Here is a 13,864-nt window from a genome sequence, read left to right as displayed (position 1 = left end):
CGATTGCCGTCGGACTTCTTGCATCCTACGGCATTGTTCCGGAGGCGGCGGTGCAGAGCGCACTCTTCTCTGCGGAACTCTCCCTTGACGGGAACTGCCGTCCGATCAGTGGCATTCTCCCGATGGCGATTACTGCGCGTGAACATGGGTTGACGGAGTTTTACGTTGCACCGTCGAATGCAGACGAGGCACTCCTGATTGACGGGCTGAAGGTCTATGCGGTCGAGAATCTGGCGCAGCTTGTGCGTCATCTGACTGGTACAGAGGTGCTGACTCCCGCCGTGCCACAAGCAACAGAACATAAAAGAGATACCGCCTTCACCGATGACTTTGCGGACGTGCAGGGACAGTATCAGGCGAAGCGTGCGCTTGAGATTGCAGCGGCAGGAGGGCACAATGTCCTGATGGTCGGTGTGCCCGGTTCGGGCAAGACGATGCTGGCGCGTCGGATGAGTTCGATCCTGCCGGAGCTGACGAAGGAAGAAGCCATCGAGATCACGAAGATTTACAGCATCTCGGGGCTGCTCGGAAAGGATACAGGGCTTGTGACGACGCGCCCCTTCCGCAGTCCGCATCATACATCCTCGACGGTGGCGATGATCGGCGGCGGGAGCATCCCGCGTCCAGGCGAGGTGACACTTGCGCATCACGGCGTGCTCTTTCTCGACGAGCTTCCGGAGTTCAGCAAGAAGACGCTTGAGGTGCTGCGTGAGCCGATTGAGGATCGCCAGATTACGGTATCGCGTGCGAACGCAACATTGACGTTTCCCTCTAGTATCATTCTCATAGCTGCGATGAACGAAGTAACGTCGATAACGATACAATGTAATGATGAACGAGAGGTGGCGTAATATTACACCGAATTATACGAATTGGTGGGGGCTAAAGAAAACTGTAGGGACGAAGTACATAGAAGTTTCTCCACAGATTTTTATTTCTTGGGAAAATTATAGAATAGTTTATGGGCAACAATTTATCCATAGAATTCACACTCAAAAACGGCGCGTAGCTTTTAGCTGCACGCCGTTCGGTTTATCTTATGATTTTCTTCACGGTTTTTGCTGCATAGCCACCTCACCATGCTGTGAATGTCTTTTCACAAATGTGCCAGAAGTTCCTGTAGGAGAGCCTCATCTTGCAAAAGTGTGATGGCAAAACATTTCTTTCCGGCATCTTTGAGCGATGCGCCGATGTGATATGCCTCTTGGTGGTCAAGAATAAGGAAACGATCGTGAAAGGCATTGGTGTGATTGATGGTAAGCGTTGGATATTGACGGTTGAAGGTCGCAACATCTGCTGCCGTCAATCTCGTATTGCTAAATGTGTGGATTTCCACGGCAACATTGGCTTGCTTTTTTGCTAGTAGATTGAGCGTCCCTATATCCACATAGCCGTCAATGAGAATGATGTTCTTGGCAGCCTTTTGAATCAAGTTCGCCAACAAGCTGAAGGCATCGTAAATTTGTCCGTTGAAGAATATCTTTTGGCTGGACTCTGTATGAGTGTGTATGAAATCAAATATCTGCTCGAATTTTTCATCGGCTTCTTTTTGATAGGTGAGCTGCTTTAACTCCACACGCTCTATTCGCTCGAAAAGGTGAGCGTTGCCCGAGATAAAATGCCGCATCTCTACGAAAGCATCCATGATACGGATGCTGACATCAATGGCAACATCGCTGCGGAGAACTGCCGACAACATAGCTATGCCCTGTTCGGTAAAGGCGTAAGGAGGAATGCGCCGCCCGCCATGTGAGGAACTTGACATCACAAATTGTGATGTCAAGTTTTCCGCTTCCTCTTTGGTTAACTGGAAACAGTATCTTTCGGGAAATCTTTTTTGATTCCGCTTCACAGCCTGATTCAGGACTCGTGTCTCCACTTGGTAGAGCATAGCAAGGTCGCTGGCAAGCATTACCTGTTGATTGCGTATGGTGTAAATAAGTCGGCTGATATTTGGAGTGTCCGTGGTCGGCGAGATGGACACAGGCTGAAATTCTTTCATGATGCTTTATCTCCTATTGAGGTTCTAATCAGGCATATCAAGTTTTCTGCTGAAAAGGCTAACCCTCCCACTCGGCTTGAGGTGTCAAATTGGGATCTCAAATTTTGCTATTGAATGGCAATAAACCAAATTTTCTTGAGGTAACTTTTACTAGTTATACAGAAATTTGTCGATTTCTTGCCAAGCCTAAAATATTATATCACAAAATATAATTAAATATCAAAAAAGGGGTTGAAATCGCAGGAAACTCCTTGCTGATAGGGATGATACATTATATAATAAAAAATTAGAAGTACATCCGTAAGATAGAATTGTAACGGAGATGATGGTTATGGCGCGTATTCCTTCCGAGGACAACTACATAAGCATAGACGAGGCGGCTGAATACATTGGTATAAAGACTGTAACACTTAGAAATTGGATAAAGAGCAAGAAACCAGGGCTACCGGTGTATCGTGTGGGAAAGCTGTGGAAATTCAAACGAGCAGAATTAGATGAATGGATAGCCAGCGGTAAAAGTGCGATGGAATAAATAGAGGTTCGTATGATTAGCAGCAAATAAGACGATAAGTATTGCTGAATAGAAACACATGAGGAGAATAAATTTATGAACAAGCAGGAATTGGCATCGACTATCTGGGAGTCGGCAAATCAAATGCGTTCCAAGATTGAAGCCAATGAGTATAAGGATTTTATTTTGGGGTTTATCTTCTACAAATACGTGTCCGACAAGGAAGTCCTGTTCTTTGAAGGGATTGGTATGACGGAGGATAAGATCAAGAGCCTGAAAGAGTCGCAGAAGACCTATGTGAACCATGCCCAAAAGAAGCTGGGGTACTTCATAGCTTATGACAATTTGTTCTCCACATGGATTGAGAAAAAATCGAAGTTCGATGTGTCTGATGTTCGAAAGGCGCTCTCTGCTTTTGACCGTCTGATCGGAAAATCCCACAAAAAGCTATTCACCAACATATTTAAAACACTTCAGACTGGTCTTTCCAAATTAGGTGCAACTGCCAGCGAACAGACCAAGGCTATCAGAAAACTCATCGGACTCATCGATAAAATTCCGATGGATGGCAAGCAGGACTACGATGTTCTGGGGTTTATCTATGAGTATCTCATTAGCATGTTCGCCGCTAATGCAGGAAAAAAAGCAGGTGAGTTCTATACGCCCCATGAGGTTTCTCTCCTCATGTCGGAGATTGTGGCGGAGCATCTAAAGGAAAAAACCGAGATTCGCATATATGATGAGGCAGTTGCGTGATTGATACAAGGATTTCTGCCCGTTTTCGTTACGGGGGTTCAAAAAGCATAGCAGTATTGGCTTTCTGCTTCCGAGGAGTGTGCAGAAGGCTTATTTTTTGTTTGTCGATAGCGGAAATCACTTCTCTCTAAGTGGGGTGGGAGGGTGGTCTGTTCGGGATTTCACACGCGCATAACGAAAAGTCCTATCCCATAACGATTTGTTAGATGTATCGTTACGAGGGTGTGCAATAGCGATAAACGATATGAAACGACAATAAAGGAATCGCTGATAAAATGAAGTCTGCCGTATTGATGCAGATTTTTGCCCTGTCGGCAATGCGAGGGCGAAAAGGATGTGCCAAGACGGTGGTGCTGAATTTATCAGTGCCTCCTAAAACGCAGAAAACCTATTGAAGAGTGCATTATTATCTGCCATAATAAAAAATGGATTACGTTAATTGTTCAGTTGGAGGTGCAGAGATGGCAGATGTCGCAAATGATAACTGGATAAACATAGATGAATCCGCAGAATATATCGGTGTTAAACAAGGAAGCATCCAAGATTGGATTAGAAAAGACAAAGGCGTCCCTGCTCACAAGATAGGAAAGCAATGGAAATTCAAATGCTCCAAATTAGATGAGTGGGTCGCAAGCAGAAAAAGCGCAATGGAATGACGGACTGTATGTTCACAACAATGAATAAGACAAGAATGGAGATTAAAGAGGGTTATGGCTGTGAAGAAATCTGAACTATATTCTCTTCTTTGGGAGGCTTGCAATAAACTGAGGGGAGGCGTGGAACCAGCGAGGTATAAGGACTATGTGCTTGTACTGCTGTTCTTCAAATATGTGTCCGACAGATACAAGGGGCAGCCTTTCGCTGAGTTTACCATCAGCAAGGGGCTTCCTTTGAGGATTTGATTGCCGCCAAGGGAAAGAGCGATGTCGGCGAACGGGTGGATAAGATTATCCAAAAGTTCCTTGAGGACAACAGACTCCAGGGTTCCCTTCCTGATGTCAGCTTCAACAATCCCGATGAACTTGGCTCCGGCAAGGAACTGGTCGATAAGGTGTCTGGCTTGATTGCCGTATTCCAGAATTCGGCAATTGACTTCAAAAACAATCGTGCCAGCGGCGATGACATCATTGGCGATGCCTATGAGTATTTCATGATGAAGTTTGCGCAGGAGTCTGGCAAGAGCAAGGGGCAGTTCTACACGCCGAGCGAGGTGCCCCCGTATCATCGCACGGCTTATTGGCATTGACAATATCCATCAGATGCCGACCAAGAAGTGGACTCTGTACGATATCGTCCTAGCGACTTTGATACAATACAACGATAGAAACAGGCTGTGTATATACGAGCACAAGGGCTTTCCCGAAATTTTAAATTGGGAAAGCCCTTGTTTTATGTTTTAGGCATATGCCACGCTGTGATAGAAAATAATATTTTCTCTGAAATGCATACCCTATTAACGATTATAATAGGCTATCGTTAATAGAGTGGTTTTTTCTTTTAGAACTTCCATCCCATAGAGAAGCCTCCCGTGACATCAGCAGTGTGAAAGACTCGGACTTTCTAATTGGCATCGCGGCGAATACATTGTAGGATACCTCGGAGAGTTTTCCGCGCAGACCGATTGCCGCACCTGCGACGGTGTGTCCGTTATAGAGATCGGCGCCATAACCGTAGACCGCGCCGACGTCAGCGCCGAGATAGAGCTCCGCATTTTGTTTCGGGAACTTCGTCGCAAACTCGTTGCGCAGATACCATCCGTTTGTCCCCATCAGCGTGACCTGCCCGTCAAATCCGCGTACCATATAGCGGTTGCCCATGCTGACCATGTCCACGCCATAGAGCCGCATGCTGTCCTGCGTCCACTGCCCGTGAAAGGACGTCGTGAACGTGGCGGGACGATGACTGAACATAAATGGATGTACATAGTCCATATCGAGAAGCCACATCCGATAGAGCGTCTTCGGCGCGTCCGGGTAGGACTTCTCTTTTTGTGCGCCCATCCATCCGAGACCAAAGCGATGGGGGAGGCGGAAATAGAGCATATCACGATGTAGATAGAGTCGCTCTGCATAGCCGATCTCCATCGAGGTCTGGTGCATTGCCTGAATGGGAAGCTCTGTATCGTTGAGGAAACTATGGGTGTTTCGTTTCCGCAAACGAATATCCATAGGGGGCTTCATCAGCAAGGTTTTCCTATTATAGAGGAAAGTATTCTAATGAAAGAATGCCCCCTCTTCTCTGTATGTAAAAAAGGTAGCTATCTTTATTTAAAAGTAGAGATAGTTGCTTTTTTTTGTTTGATTTGAAAACATGATATATCTATATTTTTGAGACTGATTCCTAGTATTGTAATAATATACAATTATAAAACGTATTTTTTGCACATAATCGTTAAGTATAGGTGGGAATAAGTTCTGTTATGAAGATATACCGACTGAAAAATGATAGCATTATGCGATCGTAAGGGATAGTGGAAAATTTTTTCAAAAAACTTTTTTAACTGTCAACTTGGAGCTTACAGTTAACCATTACCATATGAATCAGCAAGGCAGGGGGTGATCAGCGATGATACAGATTGATCGCCGCGCAGCAATCTTGGATGTTCTACATCAGCGAAAGTACGATACGATGAGGAACCTTGCTCATGAGTTTGGCGTTTCTCGTCAGACCATTCAAAAGGACATCACCGCATTATCGCTAGATCATCCGGAAATAGACGTCCGCTCAGGACGTCATCAAGGTGGCGTCTTCATCAAAGATGGATTTCGCTCCGACCGACGGTATCTCAATCCGGGTGAAGTCGAATTGTTGGAACGTCTAAGAGACAGGGAATCTGGTAAAGATCGCCAAACGCTAGACGGAATACTCCGCCGCTTTGCCATATAACTGAACGGAGGTGAGGAAATGCGGATGTGTTTTCTGTGGTTTCCGTAGCAAGGAGCCGCTAGGCGTACCATTTCAATATTAGATCAATGGAAGAAGGCGCCAAGAAATCTCCCGAAACCGTTGTATTAAAATCTATAGGCAACAAGAAAGGTGATAAAAATGTTTGAAGATGTACAGACTAAACTGAGCCCAGAAAGTGTAGATTTTATGGAGAATGGTGGCATCCAAACGATCCAGGAAGCAAATATCTTGGATCTCGGAGAAAGCCTCGTTACCCCTGCACAGAATATCCTCGATTCAGTATCGAAGAATGCAAAAGAATCTCTTGGAGAAGATGTACTCTTCGATGAAGGTCTAAACGCAGATGAACTGCGTCTTTGTGCGGCAAAAGCTAAAGGAAATATTATGCGACGTATGTCTGTAATGTCCACATATGCAAATACTACCGCTAGCACACCAATTGATGTTAGTTCCGCTATTCCTATTAATGTCGATACCGTTTATACGATTAATAATTTTGCGGCAGGAAAGCAACTTCTTGTAAAAGTCGAGACAGCCGGAATAGCCAAGCTTTCATCCGCTATTCGGTTCACGGCTCCCACAACTGTTGGAACAGTTATTTTCACGGTGGATGGGAACAGCGTGCCAACCATTGTAGCAGACAGTGTCAATGTGATTGAGGACTTTGACATTCTTTCCTGTCTCCCACAAGGCGGCGGTAGTTATTATGTGCTTTATACTGTGTATAACGGCGGAGGAAATGTCGCACTCACCTTACAAACATCAACGACATACAGTGTAAATGAGCCCAACGATTCTCCCAGTCAGGCTGTTTTACGCCATGAGGAAGTATATGTACACGACACTTATGACAATCTCCTTGATACAGATTATGTCCGTGTGCAAATCACAAAGCCGGAAACAATGGTTCTATCGATGGCGTTTGTGAACAAACATCTTACGGGAACTATTGTTGATTTCGGAATTTACCATAAAAGTGATGAGAATGGAAATCCCGTCAACCGATGGATCAAGAATCTAAGGTTTTCTCTCCCACTTTTTGGTTATCTGTGGGAAAATACGGATGCAAAAGGTGAATTCTACATTTATACTCAGTATCTTAGTGGAGACAATCTTAATCAGCCTTATGTGCTTTGCTTAACACCGGCTTCAAAACTTCCTTGCCCAACGTATATCAAGACTGGCCGAAAAGGTATCACGGGGTTACAGTCAGGATATGTAGAGGGATATCATTGGGTTATGGGGGCATTTACCGTTATTGCAGACTTTAGAGATGGTCTTTCAAAGAATGTCGATGGTCTTTATCCCTGCTTTATTACACAAATTAAGTTGGTTGGAAAGGATGAAAATCGCCTCTACGATTTCAAAACTAACTCGAGTGTATCCGGTCCTGTAATTACAACACCGGACGGAATTGCAACTATTAGTTCTCTTCTGCCGCAGTCCTATGGACGGGATAAAGCCTTTTCTGGAACGAAATTCATACACTCATATGACGTAAACAAAGTGTATTTCTTTTTCCTCACATATAATCCAGACGCAACCAAACCGGAGGATAAACTCGTATTGCAAGTAAACCCGAGTACATTCTGCGAATTTGAGGAATTCCTGAATCTAAAAGATTAAGGCACAACCACTAGGTGTTCTCACCATAGGATCGTTACATTATTTGTGTGACGATCCTATTTTTATTTAAAAATCCCCCCTAGATAAAGCGAAAATCAGCTTAATCTGAGGGAGGATGAATACAACTAAATTTGCTCGTATGAATTTTTCTTGTTCGCGCCCTTTTGTGCTGCAACCATTTGTATGAGTATGGTATTGATGCGTTTCTTAATGGAGGTGATCAGCTCCTCTTTTTGGTCGGGCGGCATATAGGATTTTTTGACCGTTTCAAGCTGATTACGCAGCTTGCGGAGTTCTGCATCGAGAGGATTGTTTTTCTTCCGAGACTCGGTTTCCTCGTCTCCCTGCACATTTTTCCCTGCGAGTTCTTGCTTCGTCTTCGCTCTCGCCCAGCGACCGTTCGGGAGCTGATATAAGTATGCCGGTTCGCGCTGACTGGCAAGCGTCTTGATGAAATTAACTTCATCCACACCTTCTGCAAGTGCCGCATTGATCTCTCTTGACGTGTACTGGATCGACGTTCCATCATCACCACGCATCGAGCGCTGCAGTGGCGTATAAGTATCGTCTTTTCCTCTTTCGTTTAATGCATACCACCAAAGAGCTCCGGTGCCATGCGAGAAGGGAAGTTCCATGACACGCGCTAAGGAATCGGTTCCTACTTGATCGCGCATGAATTCGCGATAAGCATTTGCTGTATCATCGAATCCCGCATCTTTTAGCGCAGATAGGATCTCTCCGCGATTTTGATAAGTACCCTGCGCTACTTTTACCCAAATATCGTCCGCTTCGCGGTGGCGTGCCATGAAATCGAGTTGTTTAACGCCGATGTTGGCGAGCGAGCCATTATATTCGTAGCGTATCCCATTTGCATGTGCTACCCCTGGGGAATCAAGATCTGCTGTGACAAATACGCCAGCGCGGTTTTGCAGTTCGCTCGCGTAAGATGTTGCCCGTATATACTCTTCGCGGGTCGTGTGTCCGCGAGAAATACGTTTATTCAGTTCGGCATCTGCATACTCCTTATTGGAGATTGCAGCCATAGCGGCAAACATAAGATTATACTTCCGAAATTCTGTCTCGCCTCCACGTTGTATCTTAGTAGCGACATTACGGTACTTTTCGAATTTTGTATCTGCCTCTGTGTAGAGTGGGGTAAAGAAATCAAGCCTTTTTTGGACGCGACGTTCAGTATAGAGATCCATTCCTAGAATTTCATCGCCAGTTAAGTATTCTTCGAGGGAATGTGGAGCAGGCGCCACAAACACAGCCGTGTTTTCTTTTTGCATCTTTTCTCTGGTTATATCTTGTGCAGCGTGCCATTGTTTCAGAAATTCGTCTCGCGATTCAACGGTGATTTCCCCGTCAAATTGCTTGAAATTACTTAGCAGCCATTGGAGCCTTTCCCTGCCGTCCATCTTCTCCAACTGTGCGCGAGTGCTCAAATCGATGGCATAGGCAGGAGATGCTTGCTGCTGAGTAGTTTGCTGTGAGGCTGTCGTCTTTTTATTATTGGGAGATGCTTGCTGTTGAGCTTCCACGCCAGCGACAGCAGCTCTCATATGTCCAACCTTCATCGACATTGTGTCACACTCCTTTGCTGACAGATATCATAAGGCTTCTTAAATAAAATATCGAATTTACATTAAAAAAAATAAGTCGCTAATTTTGATGTTTTAGATAATTATTCCCTTTTTGATTTAGCTTACTCCATTTAAGAATCCATACCTCCCCATTTCTAGACCTTTCGTAAAGGTAATGACATTTGCGCCTCCACCGGAGTAATTGAGTGCGGGTATATGCATTATATTCTCCAGTATGATGATCTGTCCTTCGTTTTGATGGTTGATGAAATATTTAAAAAGTCCAGCACGCATACTTTCAGGAGCCGCATCTTCAACGCCTTGGTCTAAGCCGAGAAGTGGGGTATCGATGATCAAAAACCCAGGATCGTACTTTGCATGGTATGCGAGATAACGGCGGAATACCAGGGCAGTAACGCTATTGATAAAAGAGCAGTATCCTTGTCCTTGATAACCGGATTTTTTGTGCCCGTCAATTTCGATATCAAAATCGGGTAGATTAAAGCGCGTCGTAGTAGCGTTATAGCCGCATTCTTCGAGGATTTCCTTGTAATAGATATCTATTTGTTTTTGGAATTCTGCACCGAAGTGTTCTTTCGGTCGATATTTTACACTTGCCTCGGATGTATCGGGAAGATTACGAAGATCAGATTCCCATGTATCAGCATAGGCGGAAATGACATGCATTTCGTTGTTTAACTGAATATATTCCCGATAGCGTATCAGTGTGTTCTTTAAGGATTCTATTTTGGGACGGAGTTCTTCTGCGATCAGATTATCGATTGCAGATTTTTCTTTTTCAAGCTCTGTAAGAGCGGCAGCGATCTGTGCCAGTTCTGCCGTTACGTCTCGTTCTGTTTCTTCAAGACCATGCAACTGTGCAAGAATCCGGGAATGTTCTGCTTGTGCAGATTTTATATAGGAATTTTTGTGCCGCTCTGGCATTTTGCTGTCGCAAAAAGGACATAGCGTATTATGGGGCATTCCGGCATGCGTCATCTCTCCATCCGCAATAAAAGACAGCCGATGAATGTCTGAGACGTATTGCGTTTTCAGTGCATGATAACGCCCGCGCAACACCTCTGATTCGGCTGCACGTTCCTGTAAAATGCCAATCTGTATTAGAAGATCCTTACGCTTTTGGGTAGCGTCGCGCATCTCCTGCTCGGTATTTGAAATATCGTCGAGGAGCGTCTCTATTTTCTGTTGGACATCCACACCTTCAAATGTTTTAAGCTGTTTCTGCAACAAATCTCTTTTCTGTACGGTTCGGATGATTTGTTGATTCACATATTCTTCGACTGCTTTTCGGCGGGCGACACGGATCTCCCTTTTCGTTTGTATCTCATGATCGGATAGGTTCTCGCCGGTGATCAGATAGAGGAGCGCGGAAAGAAAAGACGTCTTTTGACTGAACTCTTTCGGTTCGATGACAGACTGTGTTTCTCCGATTGCGGGACTAATAAACATCAGCATGTGCAGAAAGGTACGAAAGGAGAGCTTTTGTTTTGCGAAATCGCCATTTTTAATGATTTCACATGGTGCGCCAATTCCGATAGAAGTGAGCAGTAAATCGCTTAGGATAGGAGACGGTATCTTTTTCCGATCATTGCGTTTGATGTCATAGGAACCCGTTTGCCAATCTTTTATATTTGTAATAACCTGCACTTTGTTTTCGTGAAATCTGCGATCTATTGTAATCATGCCTTTTGGCGTTTGTATTCTAACGGAAATCTCGTCGTATCCAAAACTTTCATCGAGTGGGAGGTCTTTTCCGCCGAGTGCAAAATCAATACATTTTATAATCGCCGTTTTGCCGGTGTTAGATCGTCCTTGTATGATATTGAGTCCGGGAGTGAAGGTGATGGTCGACTCTTGCTTCCCTGTACCTCGTGCCGTGACGCTTTCAAAGTAAAAGTTACGCATCTATCTGCCTCCTTAACGAATGAAGTGCTTTCTCATTGATGTATTCCGTCAAAGACGTATCGGATTGATTCTTATACCTCCGATGCGTCTTTTTTGCTGTGTGCAGATATTCCGACGCATATACGGAAGATAGCTCGTTTGCATATTTCACACCAAGGTCAGTGATGCGATACAAAAAACCACTGTGCGTTCTGCTGACGGATACAAAGCCGTCCAATACGAGATCTTTGATTGCCGCCGTACACTGCATACGCTTTTCTGCAAGTTCACTGAAATTGTACCTGTTGCTGCCATGCAGACTCTCTGACGAAACACCAAATTCTGAACCATAAGTCGTTATGAAATCATATGCAGCGATACGGTCAATCGTAGCACCCTTTGTCCGTACGGCATCGAGCAATAAGAGAACGCGCAAAGATATTTCAAAGGTAGAGTTGAACAGTCTAGGCATCAGGTGTCACCCATGATGCGATACGCTTATCGTTTACAAGCATATGGCATAATCCTTTCTTTTCGAGATTGCCGATCAATCCTTGAATATTCATTAACGTAGACCTTGAAAGTGTTGTACTGGTGATCTTTTCTAGTACGGCCTGCAGTCGTTCGTATCCGCCGACATACCGGTCACTATGATAGACCATTTCAATTCCTTCGTAGGCATCGTCTTTTAACGCATCAATTTGATCTTCCGCGTCACCGAACGCATCGCGAATCTGCCGTCGTACGCCTTCGATACCGTAATATGCTTTCCTCTGATTTGTTAAATGGTGTTTCATTTTATCAGGAAGACCTTCAAGATTGTCTTTGGATATCGCGGTTTGTAGTTTTTCGGTATATACCTCGCAGAGTGCATCTATATAGGGGAGATCATTGGAACTTCTTTCTTCGTCCGAGACGGGCATGAGAGTGAGTAAAATCGGTTTTCCATCCACATAGACCGCGCCGTTGGCATAGGGGACAGGAGTTAGAGGTACGTTCGGGATGCGTTCGCCCACTTCGTTTCTGTGCTCTAAAGGAGGAATACGGCGATCTTTTTCAAGACCAAGGCGCTCTTTGAGTAAATCGGACAAAACTTCAGCGCAGACCTCATCCACATTATCCGGGGTGCAGTCGATACCATTTGATTGGAGTTCACCACAAAGATTCTTTCGCGTATCAAATGAGAGCCCTGTGATTTCCTCTAGAAGACTGGTTTTGTCTAAATTTCCATAAACTTTTGTTGCAACGGAAATGGGGATGTTTTGTGCGCCGCTGAACATCTTATAGGCGGAACTTTTCTCTCGATGCAGATAAAACGGGTAATAACGATCTTCCTCGTCAATGAGAAGTTCGTCATTTTTGCCAGGGTCTTTCATAGCTAGCGCAAAAAAGTAGGCACAGAAATCCGGTATGGATCTTCTATCCGTCCCTATGTATTTTCTCATGATGCTTAAAAAAATAGAGATGGTCAACTGTATACGCCCCCGTGAGAGCAGTGGATGATTTTGATCCACCAGCATCCACTACCGTCCACTTTGAATTTGGTATGTTGTATTCAGCAAAGGATGAGTCCGTCATCCAAACATATTATAACAAAGGAAGGAGAAGAAGTCTGCACTTCCTATTATATTTATGTAATTTAGTCGCTATTTTCTCTTTAGTAAGGAGCATAGGTTTTTTCTTTATAAGTAGAACGTATTCCGCTTTGTGAAGTACGCGCGTTAGCAGAGCGGTGGATACATATGGCAGTTGAGTCGAATGGAAACACTCGACCTCGCGTCCCAATGTCCACCGTCTTCTTGTCGTATCCTCACAAGACATATTAGGCCGGTGTGTCATCAGACGCACCGGCTTTTCTGTGTGTCCGCCGCTTTGCTACGAGCGAAGAAGGGAGCACAGAAATGGTACACAATGAATCCAAGCCCCACAGTATGTGGAATCCAAAACGTACCTGTTATCTGACGGTGGACGGCAAGTATTACTGCTACAAACGCTGGGATGACAATGCAAAGTGCGAGGTCACGCAGAGACTCGAAGTAGGCAAAGATCTGTCGCTTGAACTGACCATCATGCTCGATGAGTCCGACCACGGTATGGATCTGCAGGATCGCTACGTGGGTGAACTGCGTGATCCCGTGTTTGATGCCAAGGAGAGCAGCTACAAGGCCGATCCCGACAATGAGGATACGGTCGATCCATGGGACACGCTTGCCGACAAGGGTGGAAGCCCGGAAAATGTCCTGTTTTCCGAGCCGGAGACGGAAAATCCCGAAGCCGCTCTAGTACGCAAGGTGATCGAGGAAAACTGCACGGATGCCCAGCGGGATCTTTACTACGAGCATTTCGGAATGAGGAAGCAGCTGGAGGAAATCCGTCAAGAGGAAGCGGAACGGACGGAAAAACTGGTGTCTCAGGCGGCTATGACGAAGCGCAAGAACAAGATTATCGACAAAGTCGCAAAAGTCCTCGGCGTGAGTCGGATAAAACGCAGTCAGCACAACAAAAAGTAAGCCGTGATGCGCGTCAATATCGCCGGGGAGTCCTTCCCCGGCTGCACGCATTCTTGGGGGGGGT

At 45.1% G+C, this 13,864-nt stretch carries 15 protein-coding genes; 9 read left to right on the top strand and 6 right to left on the bottom strand.

Translation table 11 applies throughout. From position 1 onward, the window contains the following. Positions 1-851: YifB family Mg chelatase-like AAA ATPase (locus HMPREF1992_RS05175; protein WP_021684817.1), on the top strand; the 851-nt coding region annotated here is incomplete at its 5' end. A 245-nt stretch (positions 852-1,096) separates the two neighbouring features. On the opposite strand, the gene HMPREF1992_RS05170 is transcribed toward HMPREF1992_RS05175, so the two are convergent. Next, positions 1,097-2,002 (bottom strand): ORF6N domain-containing protein, encoded by a 906-nt coding sequence (locus tag HMPREF1992_RS05170; RefSeq protein ID WP_006696299.1) that lies wholly within the window; start codon positions 2,000-2,002, stop codon positions 1,097-1,099. A 322-nt stretch (positions 2,003-2,324) separates the two neighbouring features. On the opposite strand from HMPREF1992_RS05170, the gene HMPREF1992_RS05165 reads away from it, so the two are divergent. The 5 genes from HMPREF1992_RS05165 (at position 2,325) to HMPREF1992_RS11620 (ending at position 4,515) form a co-directional block, all read left to right on the top strand. Then, positions 2,325-2,534 carry a helix-turn-helix domain-containing protein gene (locus HMPREF1992_RS05165; protein WP_021684816.1) on the top strand — a complete coding sequence of 70 codons (210 nt, stop codon included), beginning with the start codon at positions 2,325-2,327 and terminating at the stop codon, positions 2,532-2,534. 75 nt (positions 2,535-2,609) lie between these two features. Further along, positions 2,610-3,269, top strand: coding sequence for an N-6 DNA methylase (locus tag HMPREF1992_RS05160; protein WP_021684815.1), 660 nt, complete (start codon positions 2,610-2,612; stop codon positions 3,267-3,269). 461 nt (positions 3,270-3,730) lie between these two features. Beyond that, on the top strand, positions 3,731-3,925 hold the full coding sequence (locus tag HMPREF1992_RS05155) for a helix-turn-helix domain-containing protein (RefSeq protein ID WP_037358691.1): 195 nt from the start codon (positions 3,731-3,733) through the stop codon (positions 3,923-3,925). Between the two features lie 54 nt (positions 3,926-3,979). Continuing rightward, positions 3,980-4,171 (top strand): type I restriction-modification system subunit M N-terminal domain-containing protein, encoded by a 192-nt coding sequence (locus HMPREF1992_RS12000; protein ID WP_021684812.1) that lies wholly within the window; start codon positions 3,980-3,982, stop codon positions 4,169-4,171. Next, complete coding sequence (locus HMPREF1992_RS11620; protein WP_021684811.1) at positions 4,168-4,515, top strand: N-6 DNA methylase; 348 nt, start codon at positions 4,168-4,170, stop codon at positions 4,513-4,515. The genes HMPREF1992_RS12000 and HMPREF1992_RS11620 overlap by 4 nt, the downstream gene beginning before the upstream one ends. Positions 4,516-4,729: 214 nt before the next feature. On the opposite strand, the gene HMPREF1992_RS05140 is transcribed toward HMPREF1992_RS11620, so the two are convergent. Next, positions 4,730-5,437 (bottom strand): ShlB/FhaC/HecB family hemolysin secretion/activation protein, encoded by a 708-nt coding sequence (locus HMPREF1992_RS05140; RefSeq protein WP_231366959.1) that lies wholly within the window; start codon positions 5,435-5,437, stop codon positions 4,730-4,732. A 397-nt stretch (positions 5,438-5,834) separates the two neighbouring features. On the opposite strand from HMPREF1992_RS05140, the gene HMPREF1992_RS05135 reads away from it, so the two are divergent. Continuing rightward, positions 5,835-6,155 (top strand): HTH domain-containing protein, encoded by a 321-nt coding sequence (locus HMPREF1992_RS05135; protein ID WP_021684809.1) that lies wholly within the window; start codon positions 5,835-5,837, stop codon positions 6,153-6,155. Between the two features lie 159 nt (positions 6,156-6,314). Then, positions 6,315-7,802: a hypothetical protein gene (locus tag HMPREF1992_RS05130; protein WP_021684808.1), complete on the top strand. Its 1,488-nt coding sequence runs from the start codon at positions 6,315-6,317 to the stop codon at positions 7,800-7,802. A gap of 125 nt (positions 7,803-7,927) precedes the next feature. Here the strand turns inward: HMPREF1992_RS05130 and HMPREF1992_RS05125 are convergent, their stop codons facing one another. From HMPREF1992_RS05125 to HMPREF1992_RS10950, 4 genes are all read right to left on the bottom strand, one after another. After that, positions 7,928-9,385 carry a hypothetical protein gene (locus HMPREF1992_RS05125; protein WP_021684807.1) on the bottom strand — a complete coding sequence of 486 codons (1,458 nt, stop codon included), beginning with the start codon at positions 9,383-9,385 and terminating at the stop codon, positions 7,928-7,930. Between the two features lie 117 nt (positions 9,386-9,502). Continuing rightward, positions 9,503-11,311, bottom strand: coding sequence for an AAA family ATPase (locus HMPREF1992_RS05120; RefSeq protein ID WP_021684806.1), 1,809 nt, complete (start codon positions 11,309-11,311; stop codon positions 9,503-9,505). Continuing rightward, on the bottom strand, positions 11,304-11,762 hold the full coding sequence (locus HMPREF1992_RS05115) for an ABC-three component system middle component 2 (protein ID WP_021684805.1): 459 nt from the start codon (positions 11,760-11,762) through the stop codon (positions 11,304-11,306). The genes HMPREF1992_RS05120 and HMPREF1992_RS05115 overlap by 8 nt, the downstream gene beginning before the upstream one ends. After that, on the bottom strand, positions 11,755-12,810 hold the full coding sequence (locus HMPREF1992_RS10950) for an ABC-three component system protein (protein ID WP_021684804.1): 1,056 nt from the start codon (positions 12,808-12,810) through the stop codon (positions 11,755-11,757). Before HMPREF1992_RS10950 ends, HMPREF1992_RS05115 begins: the two co-directional genes overlap by 8 nt. Positions 12,811-13,191: 381 nt before the next feature. Between HMPREF1992_RS10950 and HMPREF1992_RS05105 the strand changes: the two genes are divergently transcribed. Beyond that, positions 13,192-13,800 (top strand): hypothetical protein, encoded by a 609-nt coding sequence (locus tag HMPREF1992_RS05105; protein WP_021684803.1) that lies wholly within the window; start codon positions 13,192-13,194, stop codon positions 13,798-13,800. Positions 13,801-13,864 lie beyond the last annotated feature (64 nt).

Source organism: Selenomonas sp. oral taxon 892 str. F0426 (assembly GCF_000468035.1).
In the GTDB taxonomy this organism is placed as follows: domain Bacteria; phylum Bacillota; class Negativicutes; order Selenomonadales; family Selenomonadaceae; genus Centipeda.
This window is presented reverse-complemented; position numbering and strand designations above follow the sequence as displayed.

Bases quoted from the DNA above. Each gene is read 5' to 3' on its own strand.
- HMPREF1992_RS05170 (WP_006696299.1), bottom strand. From the start codon at position 2,002: ATGAAAGAATTTCAGCCTGTGTCCATCTCGCCGACCACGGACACTCCA.
- HMPREF1992_RS05165 (WP_021684816.1), top strand. From the start codon at position 2,325: ATGATGGTTATGGCGCGTATTCCTTCCGAGGACAACTACATAAGCATA.
- HMPREF1992_RS05160 (WP_021684815.1), top strand. From the start codon at position 2,610: ATGAACAAGCAGGAATTGGCATCGACTATCTGGGAGTCGGCAAATCAA.
- HMPREF1992_RS05155 (WP_037358691.1), top strand. From the start codon at position 3,731: ATGGCAGATGTCGCAAATGATAACTGGATAAACATAGATGAATCCGCA.
- HMPREF1992_RS12000 (WP_021684812.1), top strand. From the start codon at position 3,980: ATGGCTGTGAAGAAATCTGAACTATATTCTCTTCTTTGGGAGGCTTGC.
- HMPREF1992_RS05140 (WP_231366959.1), bottom strand. From the start codon at position 5,437: ATGGATATTCGTTTGCGGAAACGAAACACCCATAGTTTCCTCAACGAT.
- HMPREF1992_RS05135 (WP_021684809.1), top strand. From the start codon at position 5,835: ATGATACAGATTGATCGCCGCGCAGCAATCTTGGATGTTCTACATCAG.
- HMPREF1992_RS05130 (WP_021684808.1), top strand. From the start codon at position 6,315: ATGTTTGAAGATGTACAGACTAAACTGAGCCCAGAAAGTGTAGATTTT.
- HMPREF1992_RS05125 (WP_021684807.1), bottom strand. From the start codon at position 9,385: ATGTCGATGAAGGTTGGACATATGAGAGCTGCTGTCGCTGGCGTGGAA.
- HMPREF1992_RS05120 (WP_021684806.1), bottom strand. From the start codon at position 11,311: ATGCGTAACTTTTACTTTGAAAGCGTCACGGCACGAGGTACAGGGAAG.
- HMPREF1992_RS05115 (WP_021684805.1), bottom strand. From the start codon at position 11,762: ATGCCTAGACTGTTCAACTCTACCTTTGAAATATCTTTGCGCGTTCTC.
- HMPREF1992_RS10950 (WP_021684804.1), bottom strand. From the start codon at position 12,810: ATGCTGGTGGATCAAAATCATCCACTGCTCTCACGGGGGCGTATACAG.
- HMPREF1992_RS05105 (WP_021684803.1), top strand. From the start codon at position 13,192: ATGGTACACAATGAATCCAAGCCCCACAGTATGTGGAATCCAAAACGT.